This is a genomic window from Aquabacter albus (genome assembly GCF_040049275.1).
Lineage (GTDB): Bacteria > Pseudomonadota > Alphaproteobacteria > Rhizobiales > Xanthobacteraceae > Aquabacter.
On record NZ_JBDZDT010000001.1, the window covers coordinates 244,294 to 260,003 of the forward strand.

Sequence of the window (15,710 nt, forward strand, 5' to 3'; positions counted from 1 at the left end):
CGCACTGCGCCTGACGCAGGTGCAGCAAAGCGAATTGTCATGGCGGCCCAAGCATGGAAGAACTCCAAGGACGAAAGATTGATGTCTAGGGACACGGGTATGACCGAGGCGGAACTGCCGGAACGCGAAGGCATGGATTACGACGTGGTGGTGGTGGGCGCGGGGCCCGCCGGCCTCGCCACCGCCATCCGCCTGAAGCAGCTCGCCGGCGAGCGGGGCGAAGACGTTTCCGTCGTGGTGGTGGAGAAGGGCTCGGAAGTCGGCGCCCACATCCTCTCCGGCGCGGTCGTCGACCCGAGCGGCCTCGATGCCCTCCTCCCCGGCTGGGAGAGCGAGCCCGACGCGCCCCTCGTCACCAAGGTCTCGGACGACCAGTTCTATCTGCTCGGCCCGGCCGGCGGCGTGCGGCTGCCCAACATGCTCATGCCGCCGCTCATGAACAATCATGGCAATTATGTCGGCTCGCTCGGCAATGTCTGCCGCTGGCTCGCGCAGAAGGCCGAGGGGCTGGGCGTCGAGATCTATCCCGGCTTCGCCGCCACCGAGATCCTCTATGACGACAAGGGCGCGGTGAGAGGCATCGCCACCGGCGACATGGGCGTTGGCCGGGACGGCGAGCCGAAGGGTGAGTTCACCCGCGGCATGGAGCTGCGCGGCCGCTACACGGTGTTTGCCGAGGGCGCGCGCGGGCACCTCACCAAGCAGGCCATCGCCAAATATGCCCTCGATGCCGGGCGCGAGCCGCCGAAATTCGGCATCGGGCTGAAGGAGCTGTGGAAGGTGAAGCCGGAAAAGCACCATCCCGGCCTGGTGCAGCACGGCTTCGGCTGGCCGCTGGACCCCAAGACCGGCGGCGGGGCGTTCCTCTACCACATGGAGGACGAGCAGGTGATGGTGGGCTTCGTGGTCCACCTCAACTACCAGAACCCCTATATCTCGCCCTTCGACGAGTTCCAGCGCTTCAAGACCCACCCCATGTTCCGCGGCACGTTCGAGGGCGGAAAGCGCCTCTCCTACGGCGCGCGCGCCATCACGGAAGGCGGCTGGCAGAGCGTGCCGAAGCTCACCTTCCCCGGCGGCCTCCTGGTGGGCTGCGCGGCGGGCTTCGTGAACGTGCCGCGCATCAAGGGCAGCCATAATGCCATGCTCTCCGGCATGCTCGCGGCGGAGCATCTCGTGCCGGTTCTCGCCGAAGGCCGCGCGCACGACGAGGTGGCGGACTATGAGGCGCGGTGGCGCTCTTCTGCCGTGGGCGCGGACCTGAAGAAGGTGCGGAACGTGAAGCCGCTCTGGTCGAAGTTCGGCACCTATATCGGCATCGGCCTCGGCGCGCTGGACATGTGGACCAACACGTTCGGCTTCTCGCTGTTCGGCACGCTGAAGCACGGCAAGAGCGATGCGGCGAGCCTGAAGCCGGCCGCCCAGTTCAAGCCCATCGCCTATCCCAAGCCCGACGGCGTGCTCACCTTCGACAAGCTCTCCTCGGTGTTCATCTCCAACACCAATCACGAGGAGGACCAGCCGATCCATCTCAAGGTGAAGGACATGGCGCTACAGAAATCGTCGGAGCACGACGTCTATGCCGGTCTTTCCAACCGCTATTGCCCGGCGGGCGTCTATGAATGGGTGGAGGAGGCGTCAGGGCCGCGCTTCCAGATCAACGCGCAGAACTGCGTCCACTGCAAGACCTGCGATATCAAGGACCCCAACCAGAACATCGTCTGGACCGCGCCCGAAGGCGGCGGCGGCCCGAACTATCCTAATATGTGAGGACCTGTTCCTCGCCGTCATCCCCGGGCTTGACCCGGGGATCTCAGATCACCCTCCCACTGCCTTCAGCAGCAGCACCGCCAGGAATCCCAGGAAGAAGGCGCCCGCCGAAATCGGCGTGTCGGGCGCGTCCTCATGGGCCTCGGCGAGCAATTCCTCGGCCACCAGATAGAGCAGCGCGGCGGTGGCGAAGGCCAGAACGCCCGCCTGGAGGTTGGCGGGGGCCGCCGCAAAGGCGAGCGCGCCGATGAGGCCGCCCACGGGGATGAGCACGAACAGCCCGAACGATTTCAGGAGCGTTTCCACGCTCCGCCCCAGCGTGACCACGGTGGCAAGGCCGAGGAAGAAGACTTCCAGCGACAGAGCGGCCACTACCACAAAGCCGCTTTCCGGCGCCGCCGCCAGGGTCACCGCGCTCAGCATGCCGTCGATGAAGAGGTCGACGCCCACGGTGGCGATGAGCGCGAGGCTGCCCTTGCTCACCGCCTCACCTTCCGCGTGCGCTTCGCCGTCCCCGTGCTCTTCCCCCTCCCCCGCCAGGGCGCGGATCGCCAGCATGGCGCCGCCGCCGAGGAGGAAGCCGATGGACATGCTCAAGGGCGATGCCGCGCTCAGTTCCGGCAACAATTCCACGCCTACCGCCGCAAGGACGACGCCGGCCGTGAAATGCTGGACGGAGCTGCGCGTGATGGCACCGGGGCGCCACGCCATGCCCAGCAGCGCGCCGAGCGCAGCGGCGGCGGCGGGAACAAGGGTCATCAGGACGATGGGCAAGGCGCCTTGCATGGGGTCGCGTCCGAGCGGGATCAAAGACCGCCAACCCATGCACCCGGCTTCATCTCAGCCGTAAGACAGCCCCGGCGCAGCGCCGGCGGTCAGTGCCCCTCGAAGGAGATCAGCGTGCGCACCGGCACATCCATGGCCCGCAGCTTCTCAGCGCCGCCGAGGTCGGTGAGATCGACGATGAAGCAGGCGGCCTCGACTTTCGCGCCCATATTGCGCAGCAGCTTCACCGCGCCTTCGGCCGTGCCGCCGGTGGCGATGAGATCGTCCACCAGGATGATCCGCTCGCCGGGGGAGATGGCATCCACGTGCATCTCCATCTCGTCCTCGCCGTATTCCAGCGCATAGGCCATGCGCACGGTCTGGTGCGGGAGCTTGCCCTTCTTGCGGATGGGGACGAAGCCGGCGGAGAGCTGGTGCGCCACGGCACCGCCGACGATGAAGCCACGCGCCTCGATGCCGGCCACCTTGTCGATCTTCGAGCCCGCCCAGGGCTGCACCAACTCATCGATGGCGCGGCGGAAGGCGCGGGCATCGCCGAGCAAAGTGGTGATGTCGCGGAACAGGATGCCGGGCTTGGGATAGTCCGGAATGGTGCGGATCGCGTCGGCGAGATTCGTTGAGGAGAATGGGGTCATGGTCGCCGGTCCGGGTGCGATGCGTCTTCATCCGACTATCATTCTACTCCCCCTTCGGCCAGCCCCTCCCCTTGGGGCGAGGCGGTGCCTCTGCCGTTGCGTTACAATGGGCGAGATAGACGGAGGAGTGCCCATGACCCAGATCCCCGGCCGGCCGAACATGTTCCCGGCCCTGCGCTACCAGGACGGCCCCGCGGCGGTCGAATGGCTGGAGCGCGCCCTCGGCTTTGCCCCGCATATGGTGGTGCCCGGGCCGGATGGAACCGTCGCCCATGCGGAGATGACCTTCGGCGGCGGCATGGTGATGCTGGGCTCGGCGCCCAATCCCGACCCGGCGAATCCCTGGAGCACCACCGCCATGGGGCTCTATGTGCGGGTGGACGATGTGGAGGCGCACTATGCGAGGGCCAAGGCTGCGGGGGCGGAGATCGTGATGGAGCTCTACGATACGCCCTATGGCTCGCGGGAATATTCGCTGCGCGATCCCGGCGGGCATCTGTGGAGCTTCGGGACCTATGACCCGTTCAAGCCCCAAGCGGGGACGTGAGCGCGGCCCTCGCGCGGAGGGACCGTTGCATCATTCCCTCTTCCGCTTGCGGGGGAGGGTTAGGGAGGGGGAAAAGTGCGTCCGCAGGTCCGAATGCGTTGCTCTGCTTGAGAGCCCCCTCCCCAGCCCTCCCCCGCAAGCGGGAGAGGGGGCGAACCGCGCATATCGCACGGTCCCCTCAAGGGGAGAGGGTGAGATCAGCGGCGGTTTGAACACAGGTGCTCGTCCCGGCCGTCCACGGGACTCCGCGGGGTGCGCACCGAGAGGGGAGACGTGGATGCCCGGGACAAGCCCGGGCATGACGGCGAGCCGGCGAAACAGGCGCGCAAAACCCCGTCGTGCCCCAAAAAGAAAATGCCCGGGACCAGCCCGGGCATTCCGTCATCTCAAGGTCGGTCGAACCGGCGCTCAGTGCGCCACGTTCTTCCACACCTTCTTCTTCGTGAAATAGAGCAGGCCCGACAGCACGATGAGGAAGATGAACACCTGGAAGCCCATGCGCTTGCGCGCATCGAGGTGGGGCTCGGCCATCCACATCATGAAGGCCGCGACGTCGCGGGAATACTGCTCCACCGTGGCCGGCGCGCCGTCGGTATATTCGACCTGCCCGTCGCTCAGAGGCTTGGGCATGGCGATCTGGTGGCCGGGGAAATACTTGTTGTAGTGCAGGCCCGTCTGCACCGTCGTGCCCGCCGGCGGCTCCACGTATCCGGTCAGGAGCGCATGGATATAGTCCACGCCGTGCTCCTGGTACTGGATGAAGGCGTCGGTGATGAAGCCCGGGAAGCCCACATGGTAGGAGCGGGCCTTGGCGAGCACCGAGAAGTCCGGCGGCAGCGCACCGCCATTGGCGACGCGGGCGGCCGGGTCGTTCGGGAAGGGCGCCGGCCAGTGATCCGACAGGCGGCCGGGACGCTGGAACATCTCGCCCTGGTCGTTGGGACCGTCGGTGACCTGATATTCGCCCGCCACCGCCTTGGCCTGGGCCTCGGAGAAGCCGGGGCCGCCGTCCTGGGCGAGGTTGCGGAAGTAGAAGTAGTTCGCCGAGTGGCACGAGGCGCACACTTCGCGGAACACCTTGAAGCCGCGCTGGAGCTGCCCCTGGTCGTAGCCGCCGAAAGGTCCGGCGAAGGACCAGGATTCCCGGTGCGGACGGTCGTCATGACCGCCGTCCGCCGCCTTGGCCGGTGCTCCGAGAAGGAGCGCCGCCGCAAGCGCACCGAAGAGAATGCTGCGATTGATCATCTCTCTCTCCGAGTGCTCGTCAGGCCTTCGCGGGGGACGCAACCGCCCCCTTCGCGCCCCGCGCCAGCACCGCGTCCGCAATGGAGGCGGGCATGGGCTTCGGCCGCTCGACGAGGCCGAGCACGGGGAGGATGATGAGGAAGTGAATGAAGTAGTAGGCCGTCAGGATACGCGAGGCGATGACGAAGCCGCCTTCGGCCGGCTGGGAGCCGAGATAGCCGAGGCCCACCGCCACCACCGCGAAGATCCAGAAGAACTGCTTGTACAGCGGGCGATAGCGGGCCGAGCGCACCTTGGAGGTGTCGAGCCAGGGCAGCAGCGCCAGCACCGCGATGGCGCCGAACATGCACAGCACGCCGCCGAGCTTGTCCGGGATCGAGCGCAGGATCGCGTAGAACGGCAGGAAGTACCATTCGGGCACGATGTGCGCCGGGGTCGAGAGCGGATTGGCCGGGATGTAATTGTCCGAATGGCCGAGATAGTTCGGGATGTAGAAGATGAACCAGGAGAAGAACAGCAGGAACACCACCATCCCGAACACGTCCTTGATGGTCGCGTAGGGCGTGAAGGGCACCGTGTCCTTGGCGACGCTCTTCACGTCGATGCCATCCGGGTTGTTCTGACCCACATGGTGCAGCGCCCAGATGTGCAGGACGACGACGCCGGCAATCATGAAGGGCAGCAGGTAATGCAGGGAGAAGAAGCGGTTGAGGGTCGGGTCACCCACCGAATAGCCGCCCCACAGATACTGCACGATGGTCTCGCCGATCCAGGGAATGGCGGAGAACAGGTTGGTGATGACGGTGGCGCCCCAGTAGGACATCTGGCCCCAGGGGAGCACATAGCCCATGAAGGCGGTGGCCATCATCAGCAGGTAGATGATCACGCCGAGGATCCACAGCACTTCGCGGGGCGCCTTGTAGGAGCCGTAATACATGCCGCGGAACATGTGGATGTAGACCGCGATGAAGAACATCGAGGCGCCGTTGGCGTGGATGTAGCGGATGAGCCAGCCGTAATCCACGTCGCGCATGATGTGCTCGACGCGGGCGAAGGAGATCGGCGCATAGGCGGTGTAGTGCATGGCCAGCACCACGCCCGACACGATCTGGCAGACCAGCATGAAGGTCAGGATGGCCCCGAACGTCCACAGATAGTTCAGGTTCTTCGGCACCGGATAAGCAATGGCCGAGGAATGCACCAGTCCGACCAGCGGCAGCCGGCTCTCGAACCAGCGCGCGATCTTTCCCTGGGGCTGGTAGGTGGAATGTCCTTCCATGGGGTCCAACCTTTACTGAGCGAGGCGACGCGCGGCGTCAGCCGATCACGATCTTGGTGTCGGAAACGAAATTGTACGGGGGCACGGCAAGATTGAGCGGCGCCGGCCCGACCCGCACGCGGCCCGACGAATCGTATTGCGAGCCGTGGCAGGGGCAGAACCAGCCGTCATAATTGCCCTGGTGGCCCAGGGGCACGCAGCCGAGATGGGTGCAGATGCCGATCACCACGAGGAAATTGTCGTGGCCCGCCTTCACGCGGTCTTGGTCGGGCTGCGGGTCGATCAGCTGGCTGACGGGCACGGCGCGGGCCGCTTCCACGTCCTTCGGGGCGCGATTGAAGATGAAGATGGGCTTGCCGCGCCACTGGACCGTGACGATCTGGCCCTCGGAAATGGGGGAGAGATCCACTTCGGTGGTGGAGAGCGCGAGCACCGACTGGTCCGGCTGGAGCTGGGAGACGAAGGGCCACACCATGCCCGCAACGCCCACTGCGCCCACCGCCCCCGTGGCGATATAGAGGAAGTCTCGACGGTTGGTTCCCGAGGTCTCCGTATGTGCCACGGCGCTTGTCCTCACTCGTCTGTCCGGTCAGGCCTACACGGCGCGCTTTGGTGCGGGGGAAGCTCCGTGCGCGGGAACCCCCATTCCGCGCGCGGCGCGAGGCCTTGTGCGGCGGCCCCGCTGCCTGCGGAGCGCCACATTCGATTGCCTCTAATTGCACCCTCTTTTGCCCTTGTCCAGATCGCCGCCGTGCGGCACGCGGTCCTGCCGGGGTGGCATGAACGCGCAAGGCGGCCCCTCGGGAACACCCCGGCCGTCCCGATGCCCCGCTCCAAGGCTCAAGCTCAATGATCCTCGCGCTTTATTGCCCCGACATCGCCCAGAATGCTGGTACCTGCCTGAGGACCGGCGCGTGCCTCGGCGTTCCCGTGCATATCATCGAGCCGGCGGGCTTTCCGGTGGGGAATGCCGCCTTCCGGCGCGCCGGCATGGACTATCTCGACCATGTGGATTTCGAACGCCATAGCTCTTTTGCCGCCTTCGAGGCGCGCCGCAGGCAGGAGGGACGGCGGCTTGTTCTGTTCACCACGAAGGGCGCTCGGCCCTTCCACGATTTCGCTTTCCGCCCCGACGACGCGCTGCTGTTCGGGCGCGAATCGGCCGGCGTGCCGGACGAAGTGCATGCTGCGGCCGATGCGCGCCTCGTGATTCCCCTGCGCTCCGGTTTGCGCTCCCTCAATGTGGCGGTCGCCGCCGGCATGGCATTGGCGGAGGCACTGCGCCAGACCGGTCTCTTTCCCGGCTCCATTCCCGAGGTGGCCGAACGGGGATAGAAGGCGCAAGGAGAAGGAAGGAAGGACGTCTCCATGCTCCCCCCCGACATCGAGGTTCGCAAGACCCGCGCCCGCACCTGGTTCGAGGAGCTTCAGACGCGCATCACCGCCGCCTTCGAGGCGATCGAGGACGAGGCGTCCGCATCCCTCTACCCCGGCGCCCCCGGCCGCTTCGAGCGCACCCCCTGGGATCGCACCGACCATAGCGGCGCACCGGGCGGGGGCGGCACCATGGCGCTGATGCGCGGGCGCGTGTTCGAGAAGGTGGGCGTGCACACCTCCACCGTCCATGGCGAGTTCGCTCCCGAATTCCGTGGCCAGATCCCCGGCGCCTCGGAAGACCCGCGCTTCTGGGCCTCCGGCATCTCGCTCATCGCCCACATGACGAACCCGCACGTGCCCGCGGTGCACATGAACACCCGCTTCGTGGTGACCACCAAGAGCTGGTTCGGCGGCGGGGCGGACCTCACCCCGGTGCTGGACCGGCGGCGCACCCAGGAAGACCCCGATACAATCGCCTTCCACCGCGCCATGAAGGCCGCCTGCACGCCGCACAAGGTGGCCGACTACAAGAAACTGAAGGCGTGGTGCGATGACTATTTCCACCTGAAGCACCGCAATGAGCCCCGCGGCATCGGCGGCATCTTCTATGACTGGCTGGACAGCTCCGACTTCCCCGCCGACTTCGCCTTCACGCAGGACGTGGGCCGCGCCTTCCTCGACATCTACCCCAAGCTCGTGCGCGCCAACCTCTCCACCCCCTGGAGCGAGGCGGACCGGGAGGAGCAGCTCATCCGGCGCGGGCGCTATGTGGAGTTCAACCTGCTCTACGACCGGGGCACCATTTTCGGCCTGAAGACGGGCGGCAATGTCGCCTCCATCCTCTCCTCCATGCCCCCCGTGGTGAAGTGGCCTTGAAATCCAGGCCCTAGTCGCGCGACAACGTCCGCGCAACAGGCTCGGGGGCGAGGGTGCAGAAGCCCGCACGGGACGCCGACATCCGGCAGGTGATCCATGCCGCCTGACGCCCCTGCCCCCGGCTGGCGCGAGCGCGCGCGGCTGCTCGCGGCGGATCTCCTGGTGTTCGACACGAGGCGCCTCGGCTGGGTGCTGGCGCTGCGCACCCTGATCGGCCTTTTGGTGCCGCTGGTTCTGGCGCGGTGGCTGGACATGCCGTCCCTCATCTGGGTCGGTATCGGCGCCTATCTGCTGGCCATCGGCGACAGCATGGACGATGGCGACCGGCACCAGAAGCTGCGCCTCGCCATCGGCGCGCTGCTGGGCGGCCTTGCGCTGGCCACAGGCGTGCTCGCCGGCGCCAGCTTGCCGCTGGCGGTGGCCGGCATGCTGTTCTGGGGGCTGCTTACGGGCCTCATGGGGGTCTACGGCAATGCCTTCGCCACCATGTCGCTGCCCATTGCCTGGGCCTATGCGGAGCTCGGCCTGCCGGGCAGCAACCATTCCCTCTCCCACGCTTTCCATCTTGGCGGCCTGTTCGCGCTGGGCGGCGGGCTCACCCTTGTCCTCACGCTGGCGCTGCGCTTCGGCGGCCCCCATGGCCGGGTGAAGGCGCAGGTGGCTGCCTGCTATCGCGCCGCGGCCGACTATTTCGAGCCGAAGGGTCCGCACGGCGCCATCTCACCCGAGACACGGGTGCGCAGCGCCATCGCCGAGGCGCGCCGCATGGCCTCCCAGACCCGTGGCGCGGCGCAGGCATCGAGCCGGGCCAACCAGCGCCATCTGGTGCTGATCGAGATGGCCGACCGCCTCTTCTCGCTCACCGGCGCATTCCTGGAAGAGGGCCGCACGCCCCCTCCCCTGTTCCGGGAGGCCGCCCTCGCCATCGCCTCCGCCTTGGAGGGAAAGGCGCCGGAAGCGGACCTGCGCGGTCTCATGACGGCACTGGACGCCCATGCCGCCGGGGCGCAGCCGGCATTCGGCACAAGCGCGCTGGAAAACCGCATGGAGCGGGAACTCTCCCACGCGCTCCACATCCTCCTCGGCGATGCGGCGCCTGCTTTGCCCCTCGCCCAGCCTGCTCCAAGCGCGCGCCTCTCGCAGATCCTCGCGCCACTAATCCAGAATCTGGACTGGAACTCGGTGGTGGCCCGGCACGCGCTGCGCTTCGCGGTGGTGGCGGCCGTGGCGGTGATGATCTTCTGGGTGTTCCCGAAGCCGTTCGGCTATTGGGTGCCGCTCACGGTGACGGTGATTCTAAAACCCTATGCGGGCATGACGCTGGCGCGCGCCGTGCAGCGCCTCGCCGGCACCACCGCGGGCATCCTTGTGGGCATGGCGCTCATGCCGCTGCTGCCGACCCCGGCCCTCCAGCTCTTCGTCGTGGCGATCGCCTTCTTCTGGATGATGGCGGTGCTGCCTTTCAATTACAGCCTCGCCATCTTCTTCCTCTCTGCCGGGCTCATCCCCTTCGAGCATGTGCTGACGCCGGGGCTGGGGCTCGATGTGGGGCCCATGCGCCTCCTCGCGACAGGCATCGGCGCGGCGCTGGCCTTGGTGGGCGGGCACCTCCTCTGGCCTACTTTCGAGCGGCGGAACCTGCCCGGCCTGCTCCGCGCCTCCGTGTCGTCCATGGCGGCTTATGCCGACTTCGTGCTCAACGCGGCCGAGGGGCGAACGGACGTGGCCGCAGCCGAGGCGGCGCGCCGCCGGGCCGGGCTCGACACCACCAACCTCCAGGCCGCCCTGCAGCGGGCCATGACCGAGATTGGCGGCGAGCCCGGCGCCATGCAGGCGACAATCCGCGCCTCAACAGCGCTCCAGCAGCTCAGCCGGACCCTGAACGCCCTCATGAACGCGGCCCCCGCGCTGGCCCGACAGCCCGCCGCGCTCACGCCCTTCCGCACCGCCTTCGCCTCGGCTTTGGCCGGCCTCGGCACCGGCGCGCCACGCACCTCGACCAAAACGCTGCGGGCGGCGCTGCCTGCAGAAGCAACGGGCGAAGACACATTCCTCGGGCGTGAGCTGGAACGCCTGACCTCCGAGTTCGAAATGCTGCGCGACGCGCTTGCCGCTCTGGCGCAACCCGTCTTCAGCGCCTCCGGCGAGACCCCGGCGCCAGGCAAGGCCGTGACCAAGGCATGAGGCGATAGCGCGGCGACGTGACGGGCTCCGGGGCCGCATCGTCCCTCAGCCGCCCTAGCGCACGCAGGTCAGCTCCGAACGTATCCGCATGTGCCACCTGCTGGGGCACGTGCTGGAGGCCAAAGCATGCACAACGACCGCCGATGCGATTGTCATGGCGCGGACGATGAGGTAGACGAGGAATCTGCGCAGGCACCCGTAGCTCAGCTGGATAGAGCGTTGCCCTCCGAAGGCAAAGGTCGCACGTTCGAATCGTGCCGGGTGCGCCAATCTTTTCAATAGTTTAGCGTGAATCTGGCGACTCCCCTCGCCACATCCCACAGACCTTTCCCACACAAACCTCCATGGGCGAGCGCCCAGCCGCTCAGCACTGCCTCCGCAGCGATGTCCTTCCCGGCAGCCCTGCACTGCGCCAGCACCCGCTTGTAGCGGTCATGTCCCTTCGCCTTGCCGGCTGCCATTGCAATCGTGAGCGCCACCGGCGTCACCGAAGAATGGGAATTTCTCGTGATCTGCGCGGTCATCATCGCGCTGAGCCCAATCTGTGTCAGAACGGTCGGCGTCTGGCTGGGGTATATCAAAAAGCACGAGCACCGGGGGGGCTATTGGGGTCCCGCTTCAGCACCGGACGTTCCGCAAGGGGCCAACAATGTCCACATCGCGTAGGGCGCTTTCCGTTTTGGGCGTGCTGCTGTTCGCGCAGCCCGCATTCGCGCTCTCGAACTCCGAGCAGTTGCAGGCCTTCAATACCGCAGCGCTCGCCGCCTACGCGGCCGGGAAGTCACAAATGCTGGCAAAGCGCGGCCCGGCAATTCTGGTGGGAGAAGACATCACCCTCTTGGCAGACGGCAAGGAGACCCGCGTCGACTATATTCCAGCGACCTACACCAACCAGAAAACCGTCGCCCACCTTGCCCTCGGCGCGGTGGTTGTATTGGAGGCGTTCGCGGATGATCCGGCCGCTAATGCGGCTACATGGAAGCCGCACCTCGAAAAGCTGCTGGCGCAGGCGCAGGCCCTCAAGCCGATTGTCGGAACGCTTGGCTTTGATGACGACGCTCTGGCGCGGGCGAACTTCGTTCTCGACAAGGGCAGCGCCTTCATTTCCTCGACCCTTGCCGCCGGTACCTACACGCGCGCTGATCTCCAGGCCTTCGCTCGCGACCTCACCCCCATCCTTCTCGGGAGCGCCACCAGCGTGGCCAAGGCGCAGATCGACGGGCTTCACCGCGTTGTCGAGGAATGGCGCGCGCAGATGTCGCCTGAGGAGTGGGCAAAGGTGCGCGTCGTGGTGCTCGGGCCGCACATGCCGCGTGACGGCAATATCCTCGTCAACTATTTCCGTTTCGCCTTCGGAAAAGACGAAGCCGAGAAGCGCGTGACCTATGCCGAGAACGTCTTCGACAAGGCTGGCGGCCTGAACCTGCTCGGCACCATCCTGACCGACCGCAGAATGGCCAAGCTGGTCTTCGACGATGAGATGCGGATGGATCGTGATCTACTCAGCGACGCCGCGCAGGCCTATCTGCTGGAGAAGTTCGGCAAGCTAGGTAAGTCGCGCCCATAGGCGGCGACGCAGGATGGATGACGGTCTGGTGATGACAAGCTGGGGCATATCTTTGGGAAGGTCACACACCTCCAGAGACGAAGATTGGCGCTACCGGAGGGCGCGGAGCAAAGACCAAGAATGACTTCGCCAATTTGGCGAACTCAAATACTGAACCAGCCCCCCGCTTCACTACCGCCATGTCCACCGCGACCGGCAAGTCGGAGCGGACATGGTGCGGGAGGCTGCCGCTAATGGCGAGAGCGCCGTGAGGCTGCGATAAAGGTCACCACTGCCGTGCCGCAGAACGCCGCGACGCCACTCATGAGCACGCCGCGGAATACGACCTCCGCGACGTTGCCCGAGCTTCGCCCGGCCAATGAGTTGTTCCAAAGAATTACAGCGCTCAAGGAGACCAGGCCGCTCACCGTTCCCAGCGCGGTCGACACCGCTTGCCCGCGTAACGTCAACAAACCTATGGCGGGCGCCAAATAGACCAAACAGGCGGCGCCCATGGCCACGAAGAACGCGATTGAAAACGGTAAAAACCCAAAGGCATTAAACGTCATAGCGCTCTCATCGGCTCGGACAGCGACAGCTCATTCATAGTAGGCCGGCTTCCACGGACCTAACCAATGTTGCCCCCCGCACCGCGCCTCACCTCCTCGCCGGCGCGATGTAAACCGGACACCCGAATGTCTCCGATCGCCCGATATTCCGCCGAGCCAAATGGCGCATCAGGGTTCAGCTTGAGCAGGTCGTCTCGCCAGCGGTCTAAAACTTTGATGACCGTTTCCGAATGAGCCGACGTCCATACTCGCTTTCATTGGCGCAAGCTCACGGCTAGAAGTCCGCCAGGCGCGAACTGGACAGCGAACGTCCGAAACCAGACGACACGCGCCTCTGCAGCTTCTTGTGCTCCTCCTCGAGAAGGCAGTAAGCGACATAGACGGCGCTCAAGGCGGCTATGGGATCCCCATCGCAAAGCTCGATAATTTCCGCCACCGTACCCGCCAGCTTGTCGTCCATAGTTGGGCGTTCGACCTCCGCCTCTGCGGTCTCCGTCATCACTCTCTCCCTCTCTGAGGCCTCCATCGCGGCTCAAGAACAAAAAGAGAACAATAGAGATTGAAAGTTGTGCATCGGCCGGCGCACCCGCAGCCTATTTCTCCCCCCGAAGCCCGTCCGGCACGCCCCATGCCACGGTGTTCGGTCCGGGAGGGCAGGGTCGAAGCAGGAAACGTCTAATCGGGCTTATTCGTCATCGTCGCCGCCCCGCATGTCCGCGCGAGCGGGCTTTCGGGTGGCCCGCCGCCGCTGGCGCGGGTCCGTTTCCGCCTGCCCAGACGGCATCCGAGCCATTCCGGCCTGGCCGACGATGGGCTTGGCCAGATGGCGCCAAGCTTCTCCGCTGGATTGCCCATGGATAACGTGTTCAGCCAGATCGCGCGGGCATCGAGCTCGCCGGCCTCAACAACGGCGTCCACCTCCGAGGGGAGTGTGAAGGCGCCCTCCCGGAGCACGCCTCGCGCAACACGGGGGTGCTGCGCTTCTCCCTGAACTTCTGACGCAGGCCATCAGGGGGAAACACCTGTCTGCCGCAGCCGGCGCGCGGCGGTGCGGCCGAGCGGCACGGCCTGCTTCGAACGGCCGAGGAACATCTGCGCCCGGCCACCGTCGGTCCACTCCACCCGGTGAACATGGTCCAGGTTGACGATGATCGAGCGGCTGAGGCGATGGAAGGGCGGGCGCGGCAAATCCGTTTCGAACTGGCCGAGGAGCCGGCAGATCAGCTGCTCACGCCCGTCGGACAGGGCGATCCGGGTGAAATCCCCTTCCGCCGAAAGGGAGAGAACCATCTTGAACGGTACCGTCAGCCGCATCCCCGGAAGGTTCAGGAGTGGCCGTTCTCTTTCGGCGGGGATGGCCCCGGATCCGTCCAGCCTGTCGAGCGGCATCGCCGCCCGGCGCTCGCGCAGGCGCTGGAGGGCGAGGGCCAGGCGCTCGGGGTCCACCGGCTTCACCAGGAAATCGGCGGCCGCCACGTCGAAGGCGCGCACGGCATAACGGCTGTACGCGGTGACAAACACCACGTCGGGACGGGTGTCGGCCCCGGCAAGCATCTCGAACCCCTTGCCGTCCCCGAGCTCCACGTCGAGGAACACGACGTCGGGGCGGGTGGCGGCGTGGGCCTTCACCGCCTCGGCGAGGGTGGCCGCCTCCGCCACGATGCAGAAGTCCCCATGCTCCGCCAGGAGGCGCTTGAGACCGCGGCGCGCGGGAGGTTCATCGTCCACCAGCATCACGCGAAGCATATCGGCCCTCGCACGGTTATGCGTACGCAGACGAGATCCTGCTCCTGGGCCACCGAGAGGTGGTGCTCCTCCGGATAGTGCAGTTCCAGGCGGCGGCGGATATTGGCGAGCCCCAGACCCGAGCCCGGCTTGGCGCACGGGGCGTAGGTTCCTGGATTGGTCACCTCGATGCGCAGGTGTTCTCCCTCGATACGTGCCGCGACGGTGATCCGCAGCGGGATGTCCGTCGCCGGTCCGAGGCTGTGCTTCACGGCATTCTCCACCAGCCCTTGGAGGATCAGGTGGGGCACGGGGAAGTCGCCGGCTTCCGGCTCCAGCCGCACTGCGCAGTTCAGGCGGCCGTCATAGCGCAGCTCCTGGATGCGCAGATAGGCGCGCGCCGCGTCGATCTCGTCGGCGAGCGGACAGGCCGAGCGCAACTGGTGGTCCAGGCAGTAGCGCATGTAGTCGCAGATGCGCCGGATCATCTCGAGCGCCACATCCGGCCGCTCATGGGTCTCTGCCGCCACGGTGTTCAGGGCGTTGAACAGGAAATGCGGGTCGAGCTGGATGCGCAGCTGCTGGAGCTCGGCGCGCGCGGCCATGGATTCCGCCCTGCTGCGCTGGACCTGCTCGCTGTGGAACGCACGGTCGGCGGAGAGCCAGAGATAGCTCAGCGTCCAGCTGAAGAAAATCATGGTGTAGTAGATCAAGGTGATATAGCGGCCGCCGGCCGGGTTGCGGAACACGGCCTCGGTGTAGGCGGCATGCCGCAGGAGCTCCGCGACTGCCCATTGCGCGCCCGCACCCACCACGCAGAAGGCCAGCGCGAGCGGAATCATCACGATCACCGATTTCCGCGAGCGGAGGCGCCCGCGCATCAGAAAATGCCCGAGGCAGGTCAGGCAGAAACCGATTGAATCGAAGATGAGGGTGCGAGCGAGCGCATCTCCGAAATCGCCGAAGAAGACGGTCCGGGAGGCGACGTTGAACAGCGCGATGATTGCCCAGCCGGCAAGGTTTGCCTGCCAGAAATGCTGCGGGATAAAAATGCGGGGCACGGTGCTTGCGGATGCCCGGCCCGGATGCCATGCGCGATGCCGATCCACAAACCCCATGGCCCTCTCCCAGCCCGATACCTATCAAAAGACGCTTTCTCCGCCAATGGGCG

16 protein-coding genes and 1 tRNA gene are annotated in these 15,710 nt (G+C 66.3%); 7 read left to right on the forward strand and 10 right to left on the reverse strand.

Going from position 1 to position 15,710, the window contains the following annotated elements; genetic code table 11:
• The first annotated feature begins 99 nt into the window (after window positions 1-99).
• Window positions 100-1,770, forward strand: coding sequence for an electron transfer flavoprotein-ubiquinone oxidoreductase (locus tag ABLE91_RS01005; RefSeq protein ID WP_348927584.1), 1,671 nt, complete (start codon window positions 100-102; stop codon window positions 1,768-1,770).
• A 48-nt stretch (window positions 1,771-1,818) separates the two neighbouring features.
• On the opposite strand, the gene ABLE91_RS01010 is transcribed toward ABLE91_RS01005, so the two are convergent.
• Both ABLE91_RS01010 and ABLE91_RS01015 read right to left on the reverse strand, forming a co-directional pair.
• Window positions 1,819-2,556, reverse strand: coding sequence for a ZIP family metal transporter (locus ABLE91_RS01010; protein WP_348927586.1), 738 nt, complete (start codon window positions 2,554-2,556; stop codon window positions 1,819-1,821).
• 89 nt (window positions 2,557-2,645) lie between these two features.
• Window positions 2,646-3,191 carry an adenine phosphoribosyltransferase gene (locus ABLE91_RS01015; protein WP_348927589.1) on the reverse strand — a complete coding sequence of 182 codons (546 nt, stop codon included), beginning with the start codon at window positions 3,189-3,191 and terminating at the stop codon, window positions 2,646-2,648.
• Window positions 3,192-3,324: 133 nt separating this feature from the next.
• Here ABLE91_RS01015 and ABLE91_RS01020 point away from each other — a divergent pair, with 133 nt between their 5' ends.
• Entirely contained in the window at window positions 3,325-3,738 is a 414-nt protein-coding gene (locus ABLE91_RS01020; RefSeq protein ID WP_348927591.1) for a VOC family protein, read from the forward strand.
• A gap of 408 nt (window positions 3,739-4,146) precedes the next feature.
• Here the strand turns inward: ABLE91_RS01020 and ABLE91_RS01025 are convergent, their stop codons facing one another.
• From ABLE91_RS01025 to petA, 3 genes are read right to left on the reverse strand one after another with little or no spacing between them, the layout of a single operon-like run.
• Complete coding sequence (locus ABLE91_RS01025; RefSeq protein ID WP_348927593.1) at window positions 4,147-4,983, reverse strand: cytochrome c1; 837 nt, start codon at window positions 4,981-4,983, stop codon at window positions 4,147-4,149.
• A gap of 19 nt (window positions 4,984-5,002) precedes the next feature.
• Window positions 5,003-6,262, reverse strand: a complete 1,260-nt coding sequence (locus ABLE91_RS01030) for a cytochrome b (protein ID WP_348927595.1) — start codon at window positions 6,260-6,262, stop codon at window positions 5,003-5,005.
• A gap of 37 nt (window positions 6,263-6,299) precedes the next feature.
• Window positions 6,300-6,824 carry a ubiquinol-cytochrome c reductase iron-sulfur subunit gene (gene petA, locus ABLE91_RS01035; RefSeq protein ID WP_348927598.1) on the reverse strand — a complete coding sequence of 175 codons (525 nt, stop codon included), beginning with the start codon at window positions 6,822-6,824 and terminating at the stop codon, window positions 6,300-6,302.
• A gap of 287 nt (window positions 6,825-7,111) precedes the next feature.
• Here petA and ABLE91_RS01040 point away from each other — a divergent pair, with 287 nt between their 5' ends.
• The 4 genes from ABLE91_RS01040 to ABLE91_RS01055 all read left to right on the forward strand — a co-directional run bounded on the left by ABLE91_RS01040 (window position 7,112) and on the right by ABLE91_RS01055 (window position 10,968).
• Window positions 7,112-7,597, forward strand: coding sequence for a tRNA (cytidine(34)-2'-O)-methyltransferase (locus tag ABLE91_RS01040; protein ID WP_348927600.1), 486 nt, complete (start codon window positions 7,112-7,114; stop codon window positions 7,595-7,597).
• A 33-nt stretch (window positions 7,598-7,630) separates the two neighbouring features.
• Window positions 7,631-8,515 (forward strand): oxygen-dependent coproporphyrinogen oxidase, encoded by an 885-nt coding sequence (hemF, locus tag ABLE91_RS01045; RefSeq protein WP_348927603.1) that lies wholly within the window; start codon window positions 7,631-7,633, stop codon window positions 8,513-8,515.
• Between the two features lie 96 nt (window positions 8,516-8,611).
• On the forward strand, window positions 8,612-10,699 hold the full coding sequence (locus ABLE91_RS01050) for an FUSC family protein (protein ID WP_348927606.1): 2,088 nt from the start codon (window positions 8,612-8,614) through the stop codon (window positions 10,697-10,699).
• 192 nt (window positions 10,700-10,891) lie between these two features.
• Window positions 10,892-10,968, forward strand: a tRNA-Arg gene (locus ABLE91_RS01055).
• 6 nt (window positions 10,969-10,974) lie between these two features.
• Here ABLE91_RS01055 and ABLE91_RS01060 read toward each other — a convergent pair.
• The gene (locus tag ABLE91_RS01060; RefSeq protein ID WP_348927609.1) at window positions 10,975-11,223 is read right to left on the reverse strand and encodes a hypothetical protein; all 249 of its coding nucleotides are present in this window, start codon (window positions 11,221-11,223) and stop codon (window positions 10,975-10,977) included.
• Between the two features lie 125 nt (window positions 11,224-11,348).
• Here ABLE91_RS01060 and ABLE91_RS01065 point away from each other — a divergent pair, with 125 nt between their 5' ends.
• A complete protein-coding gene (locus ABLE91_RS01065; RefSeq protein ID WP_348927612.1) occupies window positions 11,349-12,266 on the forward strand; it encodes a hypothetical protein in 918 nt (305 codons plus the stop codon).
• Between the two features lie 230 nt (window positions 12,267-12,496).
• Here ABLE91_RS01065 and ABLE91_RS01070 read toward each other — a convergent pair whose 3' ends face one another.
• The 4 genes from ABLE91_RS01070 to ABLE91_RS01085 all read right to left on the reverse strand — a co-directional run bounded on the left by ABLE91_RS01070 (window position 12,497) and on the right by ABLE91_RS01085 (window position 15,600).
• Window positions 12,497-12,814, reverse strand: a complete 318-nt coding sequence (locus tag ABLE91_RS01070; RefSeq protein ID WP_348927614.1) for a hypothetical protein — start codon at window positions 12,812-12,814, stop codon at window positions 12,497-12,499.
• Window positions 12,815-13,088: 274 nt separating this feature from the next.
• Window positions 13,089-13,313 (reverse strand): hypothetical protein, encoded by a 225-nt coding sequence (locus tag ABLE91_RS01075; protein ID WP_348927617.1) that lies wholly within the window; start codon window positions 13,311-13,313, stop codon window positions 13,089-13,091.
• Between the two features lie 509 nt (window positions 13,314-13,822).
• Window positions 13,823-14,560: a LytR/AlgR family response regulator transcription factor gene (locus tag ABLE91_RS01080; protein WP_348927618.1), complete on the reverse strand. Its 738-nt coding sequence runs from the start codon at window positions 14,558-14,560 to the stop codon at window positions 13,823-13,825.
• Complete coding sequence (locus tag ABLE91_RS01085) at window positions 14,548-15,600, reverse strand: sensor histidine kinase (RefSeq protein ID WP_348927620.1); 1,053 nt, start codon at window positions 15,598-15,600, stop codon at window positions 14,548-14,550. The genes ABLE91_RS01080 and ABLE91_RS01085 overlap by 13 nt, the downstream gene beginning before the upstream one ends.
• Window positions 15,601-15,710: the final 110 nt, after the last annotated feature.